The 20,267-nt window shown below is 70.1% G+C and carries 22 protein-coding genes; 12 read left to right on the top strand and 10 right to left on the bottom strand.

What is annotated here, in order from left to right:
• The 10 genes from ACFE64_RS07700 to ACFE64_RS07655 form a co-directional block, all read left to right on the top strand.
• Positions 1-232, top strand: a 232-nt coding sequence (locus ACFE64_RS07700; RefSeq protein WP_375391872.1) for a flagellar basal body rod C-terminal domain-containing protein, incomplete at its 5' end; no start/stop codon positions are given.
• 23 nt (positions 233-255) lie between these two features.
• On the top strand, positions 256-1,002 hold the full coding sequence (locus ACFE64_RS07695; protein ID WP_375391871.1) for a flagellar basal body rod protein FlgF: 747 nt from the start codon (positions 256-258) through the stop codon (positions 1,000-1,002).
• A 14-nt stretch (positions 1,003-1,016) separates the two neighbouring features.
• Positions 1,017-1,805 (top strand): flagellar basal-body rod protein FlgG, encoded by a 789-nt coding sequence (gene flgG, locus ACFE64_RS07690; protein ID WP_375391870.1) that lies wholly within the window; start codon positions 1,017-1,019, stop codon positions 1,803-1,805.
• 2 nt (positions 1,806-1,807) lie between these two features.
• Entirely contained in the window at positions 1,808-2,518 is a 711-nt protein-coding gene (locus tag ACFE64_RS07685; RefSeq protein ID WP_375391869.1) for a flagellar basal body L-ring protein FlgH, read from the top strand.
• A gap of 41 nt (positions 2,519-2,559) precedes the next feature.
• Positions 2,560-3,654 carry a flagellar basal body P-ring protein FlgI gene (locus ACFE64_RS07680; RefSeq protein WP_375391868.1) on the top strand — a complete coding sequence of 365 codons (1,095 nt, stop codon included), beginning with the start codon at positions 2,560-2,562 and terminating at the stop codon, positions 3,652-3,654.
• A complete protein-coding gene (locus ACFE64_RS07675; RefSeq protein ID WP_375391867.1) occupies positions 3,651-3,983 on the top strand; it encodes a rod-binding protein in 333 nt (110 codons plus the stop codon). The genes ACFE64_RS07680 and ACFE64_RS07675 overlap by 4 nt, the downstream gene beginning before the upstream one ends.
• Complete coding sequence (flgK, locus tag ACFE64_RS07670; RefSeq protein ID WP_375391866.1) at positions 3,980-5,317, top strand: flagellar hook-associated protein FlgK; 1,338 nt, start codon at positions 3,980-3,982, stop codon at positions 5,315-5,317. Before ACFE64_RS07675 ends, flgK begins: the two co-directional genes overlap by 4 nt.
• Positions 5,318-5,322: 5 nt before the next feature.
• Positions 5,323-6,216, top strand: coding sequence for a flagellin (locus ACFE64_RS07665; RefSeq protein ID WP_375391874.1), 894 nt, complete (start codon positions 5,323-5,325; stop codon positions 6,214-6,216).
• Between the two features lie 98 nt (positions 6,217-6,314).
• On the top strand, positions 6,315-7,178 hold the full coding sequence (gene motA, locus ACFE64_RS07660) for a flagellar motor stator protein MotA (protein WP_375391865.1): 864 nt from the start codon (positions 6,315-6,317) through the stop codon (positions 7,176-7,178).
• A 136-nt stretch (positions 7,179-7,314) separates the two neighbouring features.
• Complete coding sequence (locus ACFE64_RS07655; protein WP_375391864.1) at positions 7,315-8,205, top strand: flagellar motor protein MotB; 891 nt, start codon at positions 7,315-7,317, stop codon at positions 8,203-8,205.
• A 22-nt stretch (positions 8,206-8,227) separates the two neighbouring features.
• Here ACFE64_RS07655 and ACFE64_RS07650 read toward each other — a convergent pair whose 3' ends face one another.
• The 7 genes from ACFE64_RS07650 to glmM all read right to left on the bottom strand — a co-directional run bounded on the left by ACFE64_RS07650 (position 8,228) and on the right by glmM (position 14,513).
• Entirely contained in the window at positions 8,228-8,743 is a 516-nt protein-coding gene (locus ACFE64_RS07650; RefSeq protein ID WP_375391863.1) for a MucR family transcriptional regulator, read from the bottom strand.
• Positions 8,744-8,844: 101 nt separating this feature from the next.
• On the bottom strand, positions 8,845-9,891 hold the full coding sequence (gene folP, locus ACFE64_RS07645; RefSeq protein ID WP_375391862.1) for a dihydropteroate synthase: 1,047 nt from the start codon (positions 9,889-9,891) through the stop codon (positions 8,845-8,847).
• Positions 9,892-10,039: 148 nt separating this feature from the next.
• Positions 10,040-11,158, bottom strand: a complete 1,119-nt coding sequence (locus ACFE64_RS07640) for a site-specific DNA-methyltransferase (protein ID WP_375391861.1) — start codon at positions 11,156-11,158, stop codon at positions 10,040-10,042.
• Positions 11,159-11,353: 195 nt separating this feature from the next.
• Positions 11,354-11,971: a ribonuclease HII gene (locus ACFE64_RS07635; protein ID WP_375391860.1), complete on the bottom strand. Its 618-nt coding sequence runs from the start codon at positions 11,969-11,971 to the stop codon at positions 11,354-11,356.
• A complete protein-coding gene (gene thiD / locus ACFE64_RS07630) occupies positions 11,971-12,720 on the bottom strand; it encodes a bifunctional hydroxymethylpyrimidine kinase/phosphomethylpyrimidine kinase (RefSeq protein WP_375391859.1) in 750 nt (249 codons plus the stop codon). The genes ACFE64_RS07635 and thiD overlap by 1 nt, the downstream gene beginning before the upstream one ends.
• A 228-nt stretch (positions 12,721-12,948) precedes the next feature.
• Positions 12,949-13,164: a DUF1272 domain-containing protein gene (locus ACFE64_RS07625; RefSeq protein ID WP_375391873.1), complete on the bottom strand. Its 216-nt coding sequence runs from the start codon at positions 13,162-13,164 to the stop codon at positions 12,949-12,951.
• Between the two features lie 8 nt (positions 13,165-13,172).
• Positions 13,173-14,513 carry a phosphoglucosamine mutase gene (gene glmM / locus ACFE64_RS07620; protein ID WP_375391858.1) on the bottom strand — a complete coding sequence of 447 codons (1,341 nt, stop codon included), beginning with the start codon at positions 14,511-14,513 and terminating at the stop codon, positions 13,173-13,175.
• Positions 14,514-14,572: 59 nt separating this feature from the next.
• On the opposite strand from glmM, the gene ACFE64_RS07615 reads away from it, so the two are divergent.
• Positions 14,573-15,799: a dicarboxylate/amino acid:cation symporter gene (locus ACFE64_RS07615; protein WP_375391857.1), complete on the top strand. Its 1,227-nt coding sequence runs from the start codon at positions 14,573-14,575 to the stop codon at positions 15,797-15,799.
• A 74-nt stretch (positions 15,800-15,873) separates the two neighbouring features.
• Positions 15,874-16,866 (top strand): aldo/keto reductase, encoded by a 993-nt coding sequence (locus ACFE64_RS07610; protein WP_375391856.1) that lies wholly within the window; start codon positions 15,874-15,876, stop codon positions 16,864-16,866.
• Between the two features lie 169 nt (positions 16,867-17,035).
• Here ACFE64_RS07610 and ACFE64_RS07605 read toward each other — a convergent pair whose 3' ends face one another.
• The 3 genes from ACFE64_RS07605 to ACFE64_RS07595 form a co-directional block, all read right to left on the bottom strand.
• The gene (locus tag ACFE64_RS07605) at positions 17,036-17,341 is read right to left on the bottom strand and encodes a hypothetical protein (RefSeq protein ID WP_375391855.1); all 306 of its coding nucleotides are present in this window, start codon (positions 17,339-17,341) and stop codon (positions 17,036-17,038) included.
• Between the two features lie 185 nt (positions 17,342-17,526).
• Positions 17,527-18,210 (bottom strand): NnrU family protein, encoded by a 684-nt coding sequence (locus ACFE64_RS07600; protein ID WP_375391854.1) that lies wholly within the window; start codon positions 18,208-18,210, stop codon positions 17,527-17,529.
• 111 nt (positions 18,211-18,321) lie between these two features.
• On the bottom strand, positions 18,322-20,127 hold the full coding sequence (locus tag ACFE64_RS07595; RefSeq protein ID WP_375391853.1) for a peptide MFS transporter: 1,806 nt from the start codon (positions 20,125-20,127) through the stop codon (positions 18,322-18,324).
• Between the last annotated feature and the right edge of the window lie 140 nt (positions 20,128-20,267).

Below are 20,267 nucleotides of genomic sequence, written 5' to 3'. Positions count from 1 at the left end.
GCTCGGCAACAGCTATTGGTCGTCGACCGGCATCTCGGGCGACGCCAAGCTCGGCGCCGCCGGCAATGGCGGCTACGGCAGCCTGATGAGCGGCACGATCGAGCGCTCCAACGTCGACATCACCGAGGAGCTGGTCGACCTGATCGCCGCGCAGCGCGATTTCCAGGCGAACGCCAAGGCGCTCGATACCGCGAGCCAGGTGTCGCAGACCATCTTCAACATCCGCTCGTGATCGCGAGGACGCGGAGCCGATAGATGGACAAGCTCGTATACACCGCGGCGACGGGTCTGCGCGCGCGCATGGCGGCGCAGGCGGCGATCGCCAACAACATGGCGAACGCGTCCACCACCGGTTTCCGCGCCGATCGCGTCGCCTTCGACCAGGTCTGGCTGAAGGGCGACGGCACGCAGATGGAAGCACGCATGCCGGCGAGCGAAGAGGTGCGCGACGCCGACCGCACGCCCGGCGCGGTGCAGCAGACCAACCGGCCGCTGGACGTCGCGATGGGCAGCGTCGACAGCTGGCTCGCGGTGCAGGCGGCCGACGGCAGCGAGGCCTATACCCGCCGCGGCGACCTGGCGGTCGCGCCCTCGGGCGTGCTCCAGACGGGCGACGGGTTCATCGTGCAGGGCGGATCCGGACCGATCACGCTGCCGCCGTACAAGTCGGTGTCGATCGCGCCCGACGGCTCGATCTCGATCGTGCCCACCGACGGCGGTCAGCCGCAGATCGTCGACAAGCTCAAGGTCGCGTCGAGCAAGGGCACACAGACGGTGAAGGGCCTGGACAACCTGCTGCGCGTGCGCGGCGGCGGCGCGCTGCCCGAAGACCTGGACGCGCAGGTCCAGGCCGGCGCGCTGGAGGGCTCCAATGTCGACATGACGCAGGCGCTGGTCGACATGATCGAGAACCAGCGCGCCTACGAGGTCACGGCCGGGATGATGAAGTCGGCCAAGGACATGGACGAAAGCGGCGCGTCGCTGATGCGCCTGCCGAGCTGAAGGGAAAACGGTTTATGTCGTCCGCCGCCATGCACATCGCGCGCACCGGGCTCGACGCCCAGGACATGCGCATGCGGGTGATCTCCAACAACCTCGCCAACGTCAACACGACCGGCTTCAAGCGCGATCGGGCGGCGTTCGAGGCGCTCGCCTATCAGGTGGTGACCGCCGCGGGCGCCGCGAGCTCGTCCGAGAGCAAATACGCAACCGGCCTCAACCTCGGCACTGGCGTGCGCATCCAGGGCACCGCGCGGATCGACACGCAGGGCTCGATGCAGACCACCGGCAACAGCCTCGATCTGGCGCTCGACGGCGACGGCTATTTCCAGGTGCAGATGCCGGGCGGGCAGCTGGGCTACACGCGCGCCGGCAATTTCTCGCGCTCGCCCGAAGGCCTGCTGGTCACGTCCGAAGGCTATCAGGTCATGCCCGGCATCACCGTGCCCGAAGGCGCGACCAACATCACCATCGGCCAGGACGGGACGGTGTCGGCCACGGTCGCGGGGCAGGACGCCGCGCAGCAGATCGGCCAGATCCAGGTCGCGAGCTTCCCCAACGCCGCCGGGCTGCAGTCGACGGGCGACAACTACCTGACCGAGACCGCCGCGTCGGGCGCCGCCAATCTGGGCGTGGCGGGCGAGGACGGCCGCGGCCATGTGCGCCAGGGCATGCTGGAGGCCAGCAACGTCAACGTCGTCGAGGAGCTGGTCGACATGATCGAATGCCAGCGCGCCTATGAGGTCAACTCCAAGATGATCCAGGCGACCGACGACATGCTCAAATACGTCAACCAGAACGTCTGAGCATGGCCGCTCGCGCTCCCACCCCGATCCGCCCGCCGGTGCTGGACATCCTGGCCGCGGCCGCCGTCGCGGCGCTGGTCGCCGGCGCCGTGCTGCCGACGCCGGTCGACGCGCACAAGCGCGCCGCCCCGGTGCAGTTCACGCCGCCGCCGCCGCCTGCCCCCGCGCCGCTGCCCGGCAACGGCGCCATCTTCCAGCCGGACGCAGGCTATGCCGCGCTGTACGAGGGCTGGCGCGCGCGGCGCGTCGGCGATCCGCTGACGGTCGTGCTGGTGGAGAAGACCGAGGCGTCCAAGTCCGCCAATTCCAAGCTCGATTCGAGCGGCGGCTTCGGCATCACGCCGCCGACCACGGGCGCGCTGTCGCTGTTCAAGCCGACCGACGCGAGCGTCAGCGGCAACCGCAACTTCGCCGGCGGCGGCACGGCCGACCAGGCCAATTCGCTGACCGGCGAGTTCTCGGTGACGGTGGCCGCGGTCTACCCCAATGGCACGATGCTGGTGGAAGGGCAAAAGCGCGTCACGCTCAACCGCGGCGACGAGTTCGTGCGCATCCGCGGACTGGTGCGCATGGCGGATATCGGCCTCGACAATCGCGTCGCCTCCACCCGCGTCGCGGACGCCGAGATCAGCTACACCGGCAAGGGCGACGTCGCGCGCGCCAGCCGCCAGGGCTGGCTCAGCCGCTTCTTCCAGGTCGTCTCGCCCTTCTGACGGTTAGCCGCCCGGCAACCTCTTCGTCCTAGGATCGCGGCATGTTTCGTCTTCTTCTTACCGTGCTGGCCGCGCTGCTGCTGGCGACCCCCGCCTCGGCGGACCGCATCAAGGACCTGGGCGCGTTCCAGGGCATCCGCGCCAACCAGCTGACCGGCTATGGCGTCGTGGTCGGGTTGCCCGGCACCGGCGACGACAATCTCGAATATACCGTGCAGAGCCTGAAGGCGGTCGCCAGCCGCTTCGGATTGGAGCTGCCGCCCGGCGTCAATCCGGGGATGAAGAACGCCGCGGTGGTGATGGTGACGGCGGAGCTGCCGCCCTTCGCCAAGCCCGGCCAGCGGGTCGACATCACGGTCGCGTCGATGGGCAAGGCCAAGAGCCTGCGCGGCGGCAGCCTGATCCTGACGCCGCTGCTCGGCGCCGACGGGCAGATCTATGCGATGGCGCAGGGCAACCTCGCGGTCGGCGGGCTGGGGGCCGAGGGCGCCGACGGCTCGCGCATCGTCATCAACATCCCCTCGACGGGGCGCATCCCCGAAGGCGCGACGGTGGAGCGCGCGGTGGCGAGCGACTTCGGCGCGTCGCCGACGCTCACCTTCGATCTGCAGCGCGCCGACTGGACCACCGCACAGAACGTCGCAGGCGCGATCAACAAGGCCTATGGCCTCGGCACCGCGCAGGCGATCGACGCCGTGTCGGTGTCCGTGCGCGCGCTACCGGGGGTGCAAACCCGCGCGACGATGATGGCCGGCATCGAAAACCTGGACGTGACCGCCGCCGAGCCACCCGCCAAGGTGATCGTCAATGCCCGCACCGGCACGGTCGTCATCAATTCCGCCGTCCGCGTCGGCCCCGCCGCCGTCACCCACGGCAAGCTGACCGTGCGGATCGACGAGCAGCAGCGCGTCGTCCAGCCCGCGCCGCTCAGCCAGGGCCAGACCGCGCTGGAACAGCATTCGGGCGTCTCGGTCGACGAGGAGAAGCGGCCGATGTTCCTGCTCGCCCCCGGCCCGCGGCTCGCCGACGTCGTCAAGGCGGTGAACGCGATCGGTGCGAGCCCGGCCGACCTCGTCGCGATCCTCGAGGCGCTGAAGGAAGCGGGTGCGCTCAAGGCGGAGTTGATCGTGCTATGAGTGCGACCCCGATCGCGGGTACGACGGGGATCGGCTCGGGCCTGAGCCGGACGTCCAGCCCGGAGAGCCTGAAGAAGGCCGGCCAGCAGTTCGAGGCGGTGTTCACGGGCATGATGCTCAAGAGCATGCGCCAGGCGAAGCTCGCCGATCCGCTGTTCGACTCGAAGGCGCTCGATACGTTCACCGACATGCAGGACGCGCAGGCCGCCAAGGCGATGGCGGAGCACCAGCCGCTCGGCATCGGTAAGGCGATGACCGACTTCCTCAGCCACAAGGCGGCACCGGCGCAAGACGATCTTAACCCGCCGTCGTCAGAACCCCCGTCATGAGCGATCTCCTGTCGATCGGCGCCACCGGCGTCCGCGCGTATCAGACCGCGCTGACCACGGTGTCGGACAACATCGCCAACACCGGCGTCGCGGGCTATTCGCGCCGCACGACGACGCTTGCCGAGGTGACGTCGGTGGGCGGCATCGCCGGCCGCGCGCTGACCGGCAGCGGCGTGGCCGTGACCGGCATCGCGCGGGTCGCGGATCAGTTCCGCGCCGCCGCCGTGCGCAGCGCGGGCGCGACCCTCGCCCGCACCGAAACCGGCGCGACCTGGCTCGACCGCATCCAGACCTCGCTCACCGGCAGCAATCTCGGGGATCGGTTGACCGGCTTCTTCACCGCCGCCGAGAGTCTGGCGGCCGACCCCAGCTCGACGCCGCAGCGCGCCGTGATGCTGGAAAACGCGCAGTCGCTGGCCGCCTCGTTCAGCACCACCGGCAGCCAGCTCGATCAGAGCATGACCGAGCTCGACGCATCGGGGCAGCAGGCGACGGCCACCCTGAACTCGCTCGGCACGGCGCTGGCGCAGGTCAATGACGGGCTCGGCCGCACCGGCGCGGGCGGCACGACCGCCGCGCAGCTGGCCGACCAGCGCGACCAGCTGCTGGAACAGATGAGCGCGATCGCCGATGTCGGGGTCACTACCGACGCGCTCGGCCGCGCGACGGTGACGCTCGGCGGCCAGAGCGGCCCCGCCTTCGTGCAGGGCAGCCAGGCCGGGCATATTTCGTATGCGCGCAACGCCGGCGCGGTCGCCTTCAGCGTCCAGCAGGGCGGGACGTTCCAGGCGTTCACGCCAGCCGCCGGCGCGCTGGCCGGCGTGACGGAGGCTGCCGGCCGAATCGCCGATACGCGCGCGTCTCTCAATGCGCTCGCGACCGATTTCACGCAGGAAGTGAATGCGATCCAGGCCGGCGGGCGCGACCTGAACGGCCAGCCCGGCGCGGCGATGTTCGCGGCCGGCACGACGCCGACCGACATCTCCGTCGCGCTGACGGACCCGAACGGGATCGCCGCCGCCTCGGTCGGCGGCGGGACGCGCGATTCCTCCAATCTCGCGCTGCTCCAGAGCATGCGTGGCGCGCATGGCTGGGAAACCGGCGTCACCGCCCTGGTGTCGGGCAATGCCGCCGCGCTCCAGCAGCGCAATCAGGTCGCCGATGCGCAAGGGGCGATCAAGGACGGTGCGGTCGCCGCGCGCGATGCCGTGTCGGGCGTCAACCTGGACGACGAGGCGGTGGAGCTGCTCCGCTTTCAGCAGGCCTATTCGGCGTCGAGCCGCGTGATCCAGGTCGCGCGCGAGACGATGCAGTCCATCCTCGACATCCGGTGATCGCCATGCAGCTGTCGACCAGCCTCTTCTACGATCGCGCGTCCACCGCGATGACGCGCCTGTCGTCCCGCGCCGACACGCTGCAGACGCAGATCGCGACGGGCAAGAAGCTGGCGCAGCCGTCGGACGACTCGGTCGCCTATACCCGCCTGCAGGGGCTGGCGCGCGACACGGCGGACGCGACCGCGCACGCCGCCAACCTCGACGTCGCGTCCTCCGTCGTCGCGCAGGCGAACACGACGCTGGGCTCGATCGCGACGCAGCTCCAGCGCGCGTCCGAGCTGGCGCTGAGCGCGCGCAACGGCACGCAGGATGCGACCTCGCGCAGCGCGATCGCCGCCGAGCTGGAGGAAATCCGCGACCAGCTGGTCAGCCTCGGCAACACCGCCGATTCCCGTGGTCAGCCGCTGTTCGGTGGCGGCGACGGCACGGCGGCGGTGACGCAGAACGCGGACGGCAGCTACAGCTTCGCGAGCATCAGCCCCAGCGCCATCCCGATCGGCAACGGCCAGTCGGTGCAGCCCAGCGAGACCGCCGCGCGCGTGTTCCAGGTCGGCGGCGGCAACGCGCTGACGACGATCACGCAACTGGCGGCCGCCCTGCGCGCCGGAACGGACGTCGACAGCGCCGCCGCGACCGCCATCGACGATCTGGGGGCGCAGTCGCAGCAGGCGCTCACCGTTCAGTCGTCGCTCGGCGCGCGCGCCTCGCGCATCGAGCTGGAGCAATCGGCATTCACGCAGACCGGGGTCGACCGCGAGGCGACGCGCTCGGCGCTGGAGGATACCGACGTGACCGCTGCGATCACCGAGCTGCAGAAGACGATGACCGTGCTGTCGGCGACGCAGGCGAGCTTCACCAAACTCCAGAGCCTGAGCCTGTTCGATTACCTGAAATAACGCGGGCTCGCGGCTGGTTAACCCGAGCGTAGCCTCTCGGCGATAAGCCTCCTTCCGAACGCCCCGCCGCCGCGCTGCTCCGGAGTCCCTGACCGCCCATGTTTCCCGTCATCGGCCTCGTCGTCCTGCTCGTCATGGTGTTCGGCGGATTCGCCTTCACCGGCGGCGCGCTCGGCCCGGTGATGGAGGCGATCCCGCACGAGCTGATCATCATCGGCGGCGCCGCGGCGGGCGCGCTGATCATCGGCAATTCGGGCAAGGAGCTGAAGGCCATGGGCGGCGGCTTGGCCAAGGTGTTCAAGGGCCCGAAATACAAGAAGCAGGACTATCTCGACGTGATCTTCCTGGTCTCCAAGCTGATGAAGATGCTCCGCACCGAGGGGCCGATCGCGCTGGAGCCGCATGTCGAGGATCCGAAGGCCTCGGCGCTGTTCGCCGAATATCCGCGCCTGCTCGCCGACCCCACGCTGGTGAACCTGATCGCCGACACGCTGCGGCTGGTCGTCGTCTCGTCGGGCACGCTGGACGTGCATGCGGTGGAGGAGGTGATGGACAACGCCATCAAGACCCACCATCACGAGGTCGAGGGGCCGCATACGACCCTGCAGTCGCTCGCCGACGCGCTACCTGCGCTCGGCATCGTCGCCGCGGTGCTGGGCGTGGTGAAGACGATGGGCTCGATCAACAAGCCGCCGTCGATCCTCGGCGCCATGATCGGCTCGGCGCTGGTCGGCACGTTCATGGGCGTGCTGCTCGCCTATGGCATGGTCGCCCCGCTCGCCTCGCGGCTGAAGCAGGTGATCGACGCGGACGCCGCGATCTATCACGTCGTCAAGCAGATCATCATCGCCTCGCTCCACGGCCACCCGCAGCCGCTGGTGATCGAGGCGGCGCGATCGGGCATCCAGCACGCAAACCAGCCCGGCTTCGCCGAGGTGTTCGACGGGTTGCGGGGCAGGTGATGGCGTTATCCGATCGGCTCACGCCGATGTCCGGCACCGGCCCGCTCCGCTACCCGACCGCCCACAAGAGTAGCCTAGCTGGGCGGTCGGGTGGGGGAGCGGGCCGGCGCCGCTGCACGCCGGGAGGCGTCGCATAATGCCCGCGCGGGCTCCCCACGGCTCGAACCAGCCGCCCAAGATCGTCATCGTCAAGAAGATCATCGCCGACGGCCATGGCGGCCATCATGGTGGCGCGTGGAAGGTCGCCTATGCCGATTTCGTGACGGCGATGATGGCGTTCTTCCTGCTGCTGTGGCTGCTCGGCGCGACCAACGAGAAGCAGCGCAAGGGCATCGCCGACTATTTCGCGCCGACCATCATCGACACCCGCACGCTCGGCATGGGCGGCAACGGCCTGTTCGGCGGGGAATCGGTGCGGTCGGACCAGAAGATCGGCGAGAAGGCGGGCCGCTCGACCGAGCAGGGGCTGGCGACGCCCGTCACCGGCGCGGGCGGGGCCAAGCCCGGTACCGGCGACAAGGGCTCGCTGCGCAACGAGGACCGCAAGAACTTCGAGGCCATGCGCCGGCAGGTCGCGGTCGCGATGCAGGGCTCGTCCGAGCTGAGGAAGCTGGCCGATCATGTCCGCTTCGTGATGACGACCGAGGGCATGCGGATCGACCTCGTCGACGACGCGAACTACTCGATGTTCGCGCTCGGCACGACGACGCTGGCGCCGGAGGCGGCGGACCTGATCGGGCAGATCGCGGCCTCGATCCAGGGCACCGCCAATCCGATCATGATCCGCGGCCACACCGACAGCGTGCCCTATGGCGACCCGCGGGCGATGAACAACTGGATGCTGTCGTCCGGCCGCGCCGAAGCGACCCGTCGGCGGCTGGCGCTCGGCGGCATCCCGGAATCGCGCTTCGCCCGCATCGAAGGTGTCGCCGACCGCGAGCCGATGGTCGCCAACGATCCCGCCGACCCGCGCAACCGGCGGGTGGCGATCACGCTGCTCTATCGGCAGGCCGCCTTCGGCCGGTAGGCTGGCGGCCTGCCGAGGCGGGTTAGCCCTCGGCCGTCTCGATAGCGGCGGCCTTGCGGCGACCGCGACCGGCGGGTGCGGGCGCGGCCGCCGGAGCGGCCTCGCCGCGCTTCTGGCCGGGCTTGCGGCCCAGGCCGATCTGCTTGGCCATCGCGCGACGGCTCTCCGAATAATTCTCGGCGACCATCGGATAATCGGACTTCAGCCCGTAGCGGTCGCGATATTCCGCTGGGGTCATGCCGTTGGTGGCGAGATGACGGCGCAGCGTCTTGTAGGGCTTGCCGTCGATCATCGAGATGATGTGATCCTTGGACGCCAAGCTCTTCCGCACCGACACGGCCGGTGTGTATTCGGCTTGCGGGGCAGCGGCCGGCGCCTGCTCGCCCGCGCCGAGCAGCTTGGACACGGTGTCGTGCATCTTGCCCAGAAAGGCGGGAACGTCATCGGCCGAGCTGCGCGTGTTCGGATTGCCCAACCAGGCAATGGTCAGCTCGGTCGCGAGCTCGACGGCATTGAGATCGGTCGTGTCGTCAGCCATGAAAAATCGCTCCTGTGGAAGAATTGCCGGCGCTGTAGTGCGGCCGGCATTGCGGCGCAACGCATGATGATCTTGAATACACTGCGTGTCATTGAACGGGCTCAGCCCGCCAGCGCCTGATCCCTAAGCCCGCGCCACACGCGCGCCGCCTGGACGGTCTCCGCGACGTCGTGCACGCGCAGCAGCTGGACGCCGGCCTCCATCGCCCCCGCTGCGAGCGCCAGGCTGCCGCCGAGGCGCTCGGCGACGGGCGCTTCGTTGGACAGCGCGCCGATCAGGCGCTTGCGGCTGGCGCCCAGCATCAGCGGGACGCCAAGGCCGTGGAACAGCGGCAGGGCGTTCAGCAGCTGCAGGTTCTCGGCCAGCGACTTGCCGAAGCCGATGCCGGGATCGGCAATGATCCTGCCGAGATCGACGCCGGCAGCGGCAACGGTGGCGATGCGCGCCTCCAGCCAGTCGAACACCTCCGCCACCACGTTGCGGTAGCCGGCGCGGCCATGGCCGCCGGCCTGCGGATCGGGCGAGTGCATGAGCACGACGGGGCAGCGCGCGCGGACGATCACCGCGAGCGCGCGATCGTCCCAGACCAGCGCCGAGACGTCGTTGACCATTCCTGCGCCCGCCGCGAGCGCCGCCTCCATCACCGCCGCCTTGCGGGTGTCGATCGAGACCAGCGCGCCGCCGCGGGCGAGGCGCTCGACGACGGGAACGATGCGGGCGATCTCGTCGCCCTCCCACACCGGCGCCGCGCCGGGCCGGGTGGATTCGCCGCCGACATCGACCAGCGCCGCGCCGGCGGCGAGCATGTCGACGCCCGCTGCCGCTGCTGCGGCGGGGTCGCCGGCGTGGCGGCCGCCGTCCGAGAAGCTGTCCGGCGTGACGTTGAGGATGCCGGCGACCCGCGGCTGGTCGAAGCGCAGCGTGCGCTCCCCGAGCACGAGCGAGGGGCGCGGCGCGACGATGCGGGCGTGGAGCGTCGCCGCGCGCTCGCCGAGCGCGGCGACGTCGGCGACCGGCACGGTGCGGCGTCGACCGTGCTCCCACACCTCATAGGCGGCGAACCAGTTCAGCCCCCCGGCCAGCCGCGCCACCGCACCGTCGGCATGGTGAAGCGGCGAGGCGACGAACTGGGCGGGAAGAAGGTGCATGCATCATCCTAACCTTCCCTCTCCCTTCAGGGGAGAGGGCGGCCGAGCCGAAGGCGAGGTCGGGAGAGGGGCACTAGTCGGCGCTCGCCTTTCCCCTCTCCCGCCGTCGCTGCGCTCGGCACCCTCTCCCCTGAAGGGAGAGGGAAAATCATGGCTGCGTCGCCAGCAGGTAGGTCTGGCGGAGCGCATCGATGGGCTGCAGCCCTTGCGGGCCCTCGAAGTGCCAGAAGGTCCAGCCGTTGCACGCGGGCGCCCCCTGCAGCGTCGCGCCGAGCTTGTGGATCGAGCCGGTCGCGCCGCAGGGCGACGCCAGCGAGCCGTCGGCGCGGACGGTAGCGCGGAAGCGGCGCCTGGCATCCGTCAGCTCCGCGCCGGGCACGAGGTAGCTGTTCTCGACCAGCTGGCCGAACGCGACCCTGGGTTGCGACTTGGGGCTCCGCATCGTCGCCAGCGCCGATTCGTCGAGCGGGAGCGCGGCGGCGATCCGCTCGGCGGCGGCGGCGCAATATTCGCCCTCGCGCTCGATGCCGATCCAGCGGCGGCCGAGCCGCTTCGCCACCGCGCCCGTCGTGCCGGTGCCGAAGAAGGGATCGAGCACCACGTCGCCGGGTTTCGTGCTGGCCAGCAGGAGGCGGTAGAGCAGCGCCTCGGGCTTCTGCGTCGGATGGACCTTGTGCCCGCCCTGCCGCAGCCGTTCGGGGCCGCCGCAGATCGGGAACTCCCAGTCCGAGCGCATCTGCAGCTCGTCATTCAGGCTCTTCATCGCGCGGTAATTGAAGGTGTAGCGCGCCTTGTCGCCCTTGGCGGCCCAGATCAGCGTCTCGTGCGCGTTGGTGAAGCGGGTGCCGCGGAAGTTCGGCATCGGGTTCGCCTTGCGCCAGACGATGTCGTTCAGGATCCAGTAGCCGAGATCCTGCACCGCCGCGCCGACGCGGAAGATGTTGTGGTAGCTGCCGATCACCCACAGCGCGCCGTCGTCCTTCAGCACGCGATGTGCCTGGGCGAGCCAGGCGCGGGTGAAGGCATCGTACTGGGCGAAGCTCTCGAACTGATCCCAGGCGTCGGTCACCGCGTCGACATGGCTGCCGTCGGGCCGGTGGAGGTCGCCGCCGAGCTGGAGATTGTAGGGCGGGTCGGCGAAGATGCAGTCGACGGACTTGTCGGGCAGTGCCTTCATCACGGCGATGCAGTCGCCCATGACGATCTGGTCCAACGGAAGATTGCCGATCCGCGTCCCGGGCGCCCCCAGCGTCTGTATCGCCCCCATGCCTGCTCCCCCTGCACCGCGATTGGCATCGCGGGGCGGACTCTCGTCAAGCGGACATTGGTTAACGCGAAAGGTTGAGAAGCTGTTAACGGAGGAGAACGAAAAGCGGCCCGGACCAGATGTTGGGGGGTGCACGCCCACGCCGTCCCTAGCTGCGGTGGTGTGGCGCGAAGGACTCACTACGCACGGTTCCGCTCATGGCGCGGGCTCCGGCCAGCCGAACACCAGCTCGGCCTGCGCGACGCGGGCGAAGCTGCGGCGGTGGAGCGGCGTCGGGCCGTGCTCCTGGAGCGCCTTGAGGTGCTTGGGCGCGGGGTAGCCCTTGTTGGTCCGCCAATCGTAATGCGGGTAGGTCTCGGCATGGGCGATCATGATCTGGTCGCGGGTATGCTTGGCGACGATCGAGGCGGCGGCGATCGAGAGCGAGATGGCGTCGCCCGACACGATCGCGGTCGCGGTGTGGCCCCAGCGCGGGCAGCGGTTACCGTCGACCAGCACGTGCGCGGGGGCGGTCGCGAGCGCGTCCACCGCCAGCGTCATCGCCTTCATCCGCGCCCAGTAGATGTTGAGCCGGTCGATCTCGTCATTCTCGACGATGCCGACGCCCCACACCGCGCAGGCGGTGAGGCGATGATACAGCCGCTCGCGCTCCTTGGCCGACAGCTTCTTCGAATCGTCGATGCCACGGGGGACGCCGCGCGCGGGCAGGATGACGGCGGCGGCGACCACCGGCCCGGCGAGCGGCGCGCAACCCGCCTCGTCCACCCCGGCGACAGGGGCGGCGCAGAGCTTCTCGTGGCGAAGGCTCGGCATCAGAAGGTCCTGACCGCTTGCTGACCCATCGGCCCATGTCCCTGCCCCAGCCCGGGCGCGGCGAGCAAGGCGGCGCGGACGAAACGGCGCGCGCTTGCGACGGCCAGGTCGAGGCGGTCGCCCCGTGCCAGCCCGACCGCGATCGCGCTCGCCAGTGTGCAGCCGGTGCCATGCGTGTGGCGCGTGGCGATGCGGCTATCCTGCCATCGCCGTCGCTCGCCGCCGGCCAGGATTAGTTCGTCGATGAGGTCATCGCCGCCGCCATGGCCGCCCTTCACCAGCACCGTGCAGCCCTTGGCGAGAACCGCCGCCTCGCCACCCAGGGCCGCGAGTTCGGGCAGGTTCGGCGTCACCACCGTCGCGAGCCGCATCAGTCGCTCGAACGCGGCGATCGTCGGCGCGTCGGCGAGCGTGTCGCCGCTGGTCGCGACCATCACAGGGTCGAACACGATCGGCAGGTCGAGCGCGGCGAGCAGATCGGCCACGGCGTGGGCGGTCTCGGCCGAGCCGAGCATGCCGATCTTGACCGCGTCCACGCCGATGTCGTCGAGGCAGGCGCGCGCCTGCGCGATCACCATCGCGGGCGGCACGAGGTGGATGCCGTGGACGCCGAGCGTGTTCTGCGCGGTGACGGCGGTGATCGCGGTCATGGCGTGGCCGCCGAGCATGGTGACGGTCTTGATGTCCGCCTGAATGCCCGCGCCGCCGCCGGAATCCGAGCCGGCGATGATGAGGATGCGCGGGGTCATCGGCGATCGCGCGGCGGACGAGGGGGAGCGACGGCGGCTATCTTCTTCCTCGGGCCGCCGGCGAAGGCCGGGGCCCAGCTCCGGCGCCGCGCAAGGCGGAGGGAGGCCCGCAGCATCCGGTCGGCTCCCAACTGGGCCCCGGCCTGCGCCGGGGAGGCGGTGAACTTGAGCAACGTCGAAGGGCGCATGACGCCCCATGCCACGGCGACGGTCGCGAAGGACAGCGGTTCAGCCCCGAAATCGCCGCTCGGTCGCGGCCGGGTGCTCCTTGAGCGCCTGGCCGGTGCGCGTCGGCCGATCGGTGAGCTCGCCGCCGCAGTTCGGGCAGCGATCGTCCAGCGCCTCGGCACATTCGGCGCAGAAGGTGCACTCGAACGAGCAGATGAACGCACCCGCCGCCTGCGCCGGCAGGTCCGCGCCGCAGCGTTCGCAATCGGGGCGCATGAGGAGCGTCACGCCGCCTCGCGCACCGCCGCGCAGATGCGGTCGACCACCGCCTCCACCGCGCCGCGGTCGTCGCCCTCGGCCATGACGCGGATGACGGGCTCGGTGCCGGATGGGCGGATCAGGACGCGGCCGCTTTCGCCCAGCGCGGCCTCGCCGGCGGCGATGGCGGCCTTGACCGGCGCGGCATCGAGCGGCTTCGCCCCGCGCTCGAAGCGGACGTTCTTGAGGAGCTGGGGCAGCGGCTCGAAGCGGTGGAGCACCTCGCTGGCGGGTGCGCCGGCGCGCTTGATCTCGGCCAGCACCTGGAGCGCGGCGACCAGGCCGTCGCCGGTCGTCGCATGGTCGGCGAGGATGATGTGGCCGGACTGCTCGCCGCCGAGATTGTAGCCGCGCGCGCGCATCGCCTCCAGCACATGCCGGTCGCCGACCTTGGTGCGGACCAGCCCCAGCCCCTGCGCGGCCAGGTGCCGCTCCAGCCCCAGGTTGCTCATCACGGTGGCGACGACGCCGCCGCCCTTGAGCGCCCCGGCGCGCGCCCAACCCGCCGCGATCGTCGCCATCAGCTGGTCGCCGTCGATCACGCGGCCGCCCTCGTCGACCACGATCAGCCGGTCGGCGTCGCCGTCGAGCGCGATGCCGATGTCCGCGCCCGCCGCGACCACCGTCTCCGACAGGGTCTGCGGCGCGGTGGAGCCGACGCCGTCGTTGATGTTGGTGCCATCCGGCGTGACGCCGATCGCGACCACGTCGGCGCCCAGTTCCCAGAGCACCGCGGGGGCGACCCGGTACGCCGCCCCGTTCGCGCAATCGATCACGACGCGCAGGCCGTCGAGGCGCAGCTTCTCGGGGAAGGTGCTCTTGGCGAAGTGGATGTAGCGACCCTGCGCATCGTCGATGCGGCGCGCGCGGCCGATCTGGCCGGAGGGCGCGAGCGGCACGTCGCCGTCGATCAGCGCCTCGATCGCCTCCTCCGCCTCGTCCGAAAGCTTGTAGCCGTCCGGGCCGAACAGCTTGATGCCGTTATCGGCGAAGGGATTGTGGCTGGCCGAGATCATCACGCCGATGTCGGCGCGCATCGATTGGGTCAGCATGGCGATGGCGGGCGTGGGGAGCGGACCGGTCATCACCACGTCCATGCCGACGCTGGTGAAGCCCGCGACCAGCGCCGATTCGAGCATGTAGCCGGACAGCCGCGTGTCCTTGCCGATCAGCACCCGGTGCTTGTGCGCGCCGCGGAGAAAATAGGCGCCCGCCGCCATGCCGACCTTCATCGCCATCGCCGCCGTCATCGGCGCGGCGTTGGTCGCGCCGCGAATGCCGTCGGTGCCGAAATATTTCCTTGCCATGTCGTGCCCTGACCCTCGTAGAGAGGGCTCCCTAGCCCGATCGGAGCTTGCCTGCGAGCATGTCGCGACCCGTCCGCATCCTCGTCGCACTCCTGGCCGGCCTGTTCGGCGGCATCCTGCTGGCCCGCGCCGGCCCCCAAGCGGCGGCGATCGGCGTCGCGATCGCGCAGCCGGTGGGCGCGGCCTGGCTCAACGCGCTGCAGATGACGGTGATCCCGCTGGTCGTCTCGCTGCTCATCACCGGCATCGCCTCCACCGCCGAGGCGGCGAGCGCGGGGCGGCTGGCGGCGCGCACGATCGGCGGCACGCTGGCGCTGCTGACGCTCGACGCGACGGCCGCCGCGATCGTGACGCCGCTGATCCTGACGGTCGCGCCGATCCCGGCCGGGGCGGCGCAGGCCCTGCGCGCGGCGCTGGCGGGTCTGCCGGTGCCGGCCAGGGCGCCCCCGCTCGCGGAGCAGCTGGCGGCGATCGTGCCGTCCAACGTGTTCGCGGCGGCGAGCGGCGGCGCGCTCCTGTCGCTGATCGTGTTCACGCTGGTGTTCGCCTTCGCGCTGATCCGCATCGGCGCCGACGCGCGCGACCGGATGGTGGCGCTGTTCGCGGCGTTGCGCGACACGATGCTGGTGGTGGTCGGCTGGGTGCTGTGGCTGGCGCCGCTCGGCGTGTTCTCGCTCGCCTTGCTGGTCGGCGCGCGCGCGGGCGCCGCGGCGTTCGGCGCGCTGGCCCATTACATGGCGGTGATCAGCGCGGTGGGGGCGATCGTGACGCTGGTCGCCTATCTCGTCGTGCTGGTCGGGAGCCGCGTGCCGGTCGGCCGCTTCGCGCGCGCGAGCCTGCCGGCGCAGGTGTTCGCGGTCTCCACCCAATCGTCGCTGGCGACGCTGCCGGCGATGCTGAAGGCGGCGGGCGAGATGCGGATCGCGCCGGCGGCGTCGGGCGTCACCTTGCCGCTCGGCGTGGCGATGTTCCGCGCGACGCAGCCGTCGATGAATCTCGCGATCGCGATCTATATCGGGCGCTGGTTCGGCGTCGAGGTGTCGCTCGCGGCGACCGCGGCGGCGATCCTGGCGGGCGTCGTCACCTCGCTCGGATCGATCAGCCTGCCGAGCCAGATCACCTTCTTCGCCTCCGTCGTGCCGATCGCCTCGGCGCTGGGCGTGCCGCTGACGCCGCTCGGCCTGCTGATCGCGGTGGAGACCATTCCCGACATCTTCCGCACGCTGGGCAACGTCACCAGCAACCTGGCGCTCACCGCCGTGGTCACACGCGACCAACCGGTGTAGCGATCCGCTCACGCGGATACCGGCTGGCTCAGACGGTTCAGCGAAGCTGAACCGTCTGACAGAGGAACGATGACATGATGAAACGGTGGCTGGGGCAGCGCTTCGAGGTGTCGGCGATCGGGATCGGCTGCATGCCGATGATCGCGGGCGGCAACATCAGTTACGGGCAGGCCGACGAGGGCGAATCGATCGCGACGATCCACGAGGCGATCGACCTCGGCGTCACCTTCCTCGACACCGCCGAGATGTACGGCCCCTTCACCAACGAGGAGCTGGTCGGCCGCGCGATCAAGGGCAAGCGCACCGGCCTGCAGATCGCGACCAAGTTCGCGATGAAGTGGAACGGCAACGAGATGGCGGGGCTGGACGGCTCGCCGGCCAACGCCCGGCGCGCGGTCGAGGGCTCGCTCCAGCGGCTGGGAATCGACGTGATCGATCTGTTCTACCAGCACCGCGTCGACCCCAACGTGCCGATCGAGGAGACGGTGGGCGGGATGGCCGAGCTGGTGAAGGAGGGCAAGATCCTCCATATCGGGCTATCGGAAGCGGGGCCGGAGACGCTGAGGCGCGCCGTCGCGACGCACCCGATCGCCGCGCTGCAGAGCGAATATTCACTGTGGGAGCGCGACGTCGAGGACGAGATCCTGGACGTCTGCCGCGAGCACGACATCGGCTTCGTGGCCTATTCGCCGCTCGGCCGCGGCTTCCTGGCGGGCGGCATCCGCTCGCTGGACGACCTCGCGCCCGACGATTGGCGGCGCAACGATCCGCGCTATTCGGCGGAAAACATGCCGCGCAATTTGGGCGTGGTCGACACGGTGGCGAAGGTGGCGGCGCGGCACGGCGTGTCCAACGCGCAGGTGGCGCTCGCCTGGCTGCTGGCGCAGGGATCGAACATCGTGCCAATCCCCGGCGTGAAGCGGCGCGCGACGATGCGCGATTCGGCGGAGGCGTATCGCGTGCCGCTGACCGAGCAGGACATGGCCGAGCTGGACGCGGCGGCGCCCAGGGGCGGCACGGCGGGGCCGCGCTATGCCGAGCGCGGGATGCGGATGGTGCGCCTGTAGCGACGCGCGCAGCGAAGCAGCGTGCAGGTGGGGGCGAGCGGAGCGAGCCGCCACGCGGCAGGCCGGCCGGCGCCGCCACAGCGCCGACTGACGACGCGGAATTTACTCCCGCGTCGGCCTGTTTGCAGCTCTGTTTATGGTGGAAGACGGACATTGACCCGGCGGGGCATCAGTGTCGGCGGTTCGGGTGCGCCTTGTTTGGCACGCCGGCGTCGGCTTTGAGAATGGAGAGCGCCTGCTGGAGAGAGATCTCGCGTTCCGGAAGTGCATCGACCAGCTCGGCTCGCGTTCCGAGGTATTCAGCGGACCACCTATCCAAGCAATTAAACACGGATTTGCTTTGATGACCGCGCAGAACAGAAAGCCAGAAGGGACGATTGTCGATCGCGTGATTACTAGTCAAACTGATGTTCGCGGCAATTCCATGACACTCTTGAGCAGCTGCTGTGACATTGCGCGGATCGGACTTGTCCATCCTTGTAGAACAGGTTGCCACTAATGTGGCGGCCGCCACTAGCGGTATAGCCCTCATGTCATTGAAACTACCCCTGCGCTTTGGCTGACAGATAGTATATACAAACTGTCGTGGTGAGCGACAGGCATCGTCTTACCTCTACGTCGGCTTTTGGGCGAAAGCAGCCGCTGCCGTTCCCGTTCCCTTTATACCCACCGCCACACCCCCGCCGCCCAGCCGGCGAGCGGGATGTGCGCCCAGGTCGCGGCGAGCCATAGCAGCACGCCGCCGGCGAGGTCGTGGGGGCGGAAGCCGGCGAGCCTCGCCCGGCCGGCGGCGATCGCGGCGAACGGCCAGTAGCTCGTCCTCGCCTCCCATGCGCGCCAGCTGTCGGGCTGGAGCTGCTCCTTCTTGCGATCCTGCAGGGCGGCGCCGACCAGCGCCAGCACGGCGACTGCCGCGACCAGCACGAAGTTGCTCCGCGTCGGGTACACCGCCGCGTGGCACGCGGCCCAGAGCGCGAAGGACCACATCATCGGGTGGCGCGTGATCGCAAAGACGCCGCGCGCCCGCTCCGGGATCGCGTCCGGCGCGCCGCCGGTGGGAAGCGCCGGGTTGCCGAGCAGCGAGCCGATCAGCAGCACGCTGGCCAGCAGCATGACGACCGTGACCACCGCCCACAGCCCGTCGCCGACCGGCCATATCAACGGCGCGGCCGGCTGCGCGCGATAGGCGACCGCCAGCCAGCCCAGCGTCGCCGCCGCAACCAGCGAATAGAGCAGCAGGAACCCGCGCTCGCCGATCGCGCGCGCCAGTGGCGCCCGCAGCGGATGCGACAGCAGGAAATGCGCGCCGACGAACGCCACTGCCGCCGCGATCAGGGTGGTCATGGCTCACCCTCCACAGCGACGCGGCCAAGCCGCGTCGTCGGTCGTAGCTGCGCTACGCCGGCCGAGCGCGCCGGTCTCGCGCGCAGCTCCGCTGCGGGCGTGCCAGCCACGCTAGGTCACCCCGTGCATCAGCCGCTTGAGCAGCGGCGCAATGACCAGCAGCACCACGCCCGCCCCGATCGTCAGCTCCCCGCCGGTCAGGAAGGTGCCGAGATAGGTGTGGAGCGACAGCTCGGGATTGGTGACCTGCCCGCCGACCGTCGTCACCGCCGCCGCCTGCGCCGCGGCGCCGGCGACATATTCGCCGACCGAGATCGACAGGAACCACACCCCCATCATCATGCCGACGATGCGCGCGATCGACAGTTTGGTGATCATCGACAGGCCGACCGGCGAGATGCACAGCTCGGCGATCGAGTGGAGGAAATAGGTCAGCACCAGCCACCACAGCGACACGCGGAACGTTGCGTCCGCCGTGCCGCCGCTCGCCGACAGGGCCACGAAGCCGAGCCCGACCAGCATCAGCGCGAGCGCGAACTTGACCTGGATCGAGGGCTCCAGCCCGCGCTTCGCCAGCGCCAGCCACAGCCAGCTCAGCACCGGCGCGAACAGCACCACGACGATCGGGTTGAACTGCTGCGTCGCCGCCGCCGACATGTGGAACCCGAACAGCTCCAGCGTCGTGTTGCGGTCGGCGAACAGCGTCAGCGACGAGGCCGCCTGCTCGAACAGCGCCCAGAAGGTGACGTTGAACACGACCAGGATGATCGCGGCGAGCATCATCTCCCGCTCGGTCCGGTCGCCCGCGCGCCACGACCAGATCGGGATCCCGATCACGGCGGCCAGGAAGATGACGAGCAGCGCCTTGCCGAGCACCGGCGTGGCGACGATGTAGCCCCACACGCCACTGCCCGCCGCCGCCTCGGGCGCGGTCATCACGTTCTGGAACACCAGCCAGAAGAAGCCGACGGACGCGAAGGCGAGGACATAGATCAGCGGCGCGCGATCCCGCCCCGCCCGCGTCGGCGGCTCGCCGTATCCGGTCAGCCGGCCGCCGTCGAACTGGAGCATCGCCCAGGAGATCAGCAGCACGGCGGAGACGGTGACGAAGCCCGCCCACCAGCCGACATGGTCGACCATGAACGGGCAGGCCAGCTGGCCAAGCACCGAGCCGATATTGATGCCGGCGTAGAAGATCGTGAAGCCCGCGTCGCGCCGCCGGTCGCCGGGCCCGTAGAGCGAGCCGACGATGGTCGAGATGTTGGGCTTGAAGAAGCCGTTGCCGACGACGATCAGCGCCAGCGCGATCAGCATCATCGCGGTGTAGAAGGGCGAACGCTCGGCGCCCGCGACGAAGTTCGCGGGGGCGACCGTGCGCGCGACCGAGCCGTCGGGCCGCTGGAGCTGGACCGAGCCGTCCGGCAGGCCGTGGATGGCCAGCGTCCGCCCGTCGAACTGCACCGTCTGGGGCGCGGCGTTGGGCATCAGCGGCGAGGCGGCCTGCGCCTGGGAGACCGCCAGGCGCTGCCCGTCGATGGTGGCGAAGGCGCGGCCCTGATCGCCGCCGAAGCAGAGCAGGAAATAGCCCACCGCCATCACGATCGCGCCGAACTTCACCGCGCGCTTGGACCCGAGATACTGATCCGCGAGCAGTCCGCCGACCACCGGGGTCAGGTAGACGAGGCTGAGAAAGCCGCCGACGATGCCGCTCGCCTGATGATCGGGCAGCAGGAAATGCTTGGTGAGATAGAGCACCAGCAGCGCCCGCATCCCGTAGAAGCCGAACCGCTCCCACATCTCGATGCCGAACAGCCGGCGGAGCTGCACGGGATGGCCCAGCCAGGTGCGCCCGCTGAGCGGCTGGACGTGACTGATGTCCGGCTCGAACGGGCTGGCGTCGGTGGGGGTCTCGACCAATGGGGGTTCCCTGATGCGGGGGCCCTCGCCGGCCCCGCTTTGCCCGGGAACGTAGCGGGTTGGCTTTCTCTGTAAATCCTCCCCGCGGGCGGGGAGGATTGGGGCTTTCTGCGAGCCGTTCGCAAGACTACATGCGCGGC

Origin of the sequence: uncultured Sphingomonas sp. (assembly GCF_964250165.1) — a bacterium.
Classification (GTDB): Bacteria; Pseudomonadota; Alphaproteobacteria; order Sphingomonadales; family Sphingomonadaceae; genus Sphingomonas.
This window is presented reverse-complemented; position numbering and strand designations above follow the sequence as displayed.

Bases quoted from the DNA above. Each gene is read 5' to 3' on its own strand.
- ACFE64_RS07640 (WP_375391861.1), bottom strand. From the start codon at position 11,158: ATGGGGGCGATACAGACGCTGGGGGCGCCCGGGACGCGGATCGGCAAT.
- ACFE64_RS07625 (WP_375391873.1), bottom strand. From the start codon at position 13,164: ATGCGCCCCGATTGCGAACGCTGCGGCGCGGACCTGCCGGCGCAGGCG.
- ACFE64_RS07650 (WP_375391863.1), bottom strand. From the start codon at position 8,743: ATGGCTGACGACACGACCGATCTCAATGCCGTCGAGCTCGCGACCGAG.
- ACFE64_RS07695 (WP_375391871.1), top strand. From the start codon at position 256: ATGGACAAGCTCGTATACACCGCGGCGACGGGTCTGCGCGCGCGCATG.
- thiD (WP_375391859.1), bottom strand. From the start codon at position 12,720: ATGACCCCGCGCATCCTCATCATCGCCGGCTCGGATTCCGGCGGCGGC.
- ACFE64_RS07655 (WP_375391864.1), top strand. From the start codon at position 7,315: ATGCCCGCGCGGGCTCCCCACGGCTCGAACCAGCCGCCCAAGATCGTC.
- motA (WP_375391865.1), top strand. From the start codon at position 6,315: ATGTTTCCCGTCATCGGCCTCGTCGTCCTGCTCGTCATGGTGTTCGGC.
- glmM (WP_375391858.1), bottom strand. From the start codon at position 14,513: ATGGCAAGGAAATATTTCGGCACCGACGGCATTCGCGGCGCGACCAAC.
- flgK (WP_375391866.1), top strand. From the start codon at position 3,980: ATGAGCGATCTCCTGTCGATCGGCGCCACCGGCGTCCGCGCGTATCAG.
- flgG (WP_375391870.1), top strand. From the start codon at position 1,017: ATGTCGTCCGCCGCCATGCACATCGCGCGCACCGGGCTCGACGCCCAG.
- ACFE64_RS07685 (WP_375391869.1), top strand. From the start codon at position 1,808: ATGGCCGCTCGCGCTCCCACCCCGATCCGCCCGCCGGTGCTGGACATC.
- ACFE64_RS07635 (WP_375391860.1), bottom strand. From the start codon at position 11,971: ATGCCGAGCCTTCGCCACGAGAAGCTCTGCGCCGCCCCTGTCGCCGGG.
- folP (WP_375391862.1), bottom strand. From the start codon at position 9,891: ATGCACCTTCTTCCCGCCCAGTTCGTCGCCTCGCCGCTTCACCATGCC.
- ACFE64_RS07610 (WP_375391856.1), top strand. From the start codon at position 15,874: ATGATGAAACGGTGGCTGGGGCAGCGCTTCGAGGTGTCGGCGATCGGG.
- ACFE64_RS07675 (WP_375391867.1), top strand. From the start codon at position 3,651: ATGAGTGCGACCCCGATCGCGGGTACGACGGGGATCGGCTCGGGCCTG.
- ACFE64_RS07665 (WP_375391874.1), top strand. From the start codon at position 5,323: ATGCAGCTGTCGACCAGCCTCTTCTACGATCGCGCGTCCACCGCGATG.
- ACFE64_RS07680 (WP_375391868.1), top strand. From the start codon at position 2,560: ATGTTTCGTCTTCTTCTTACCGTGCTGGCCGCGCTGCTGCTGGCGACC.
- ACFE64_RS07605 (WP_375391855.1), bottom strand. From the start codon at position 17,341: ATGGACAAGTCCGATCCGCGCAATGTCACAGCAGCTGCTCAAGAGTGT.
- ACFE64_RS07615 (WP_375391857.1), top strand. From the start codon at position 14,573: ATGTCGCGACCCGTCCGCATCCTCGTCGCACTCCTGGCCGGCCTGTTC.
- ACFE64_RS07600 (WP_375391854.1), bottom strand. From the start codon at position 18,210: ATGACCACCCTGATCGCGGCGGCAGTGGCGTTCGTCGGCGCGCATTTC.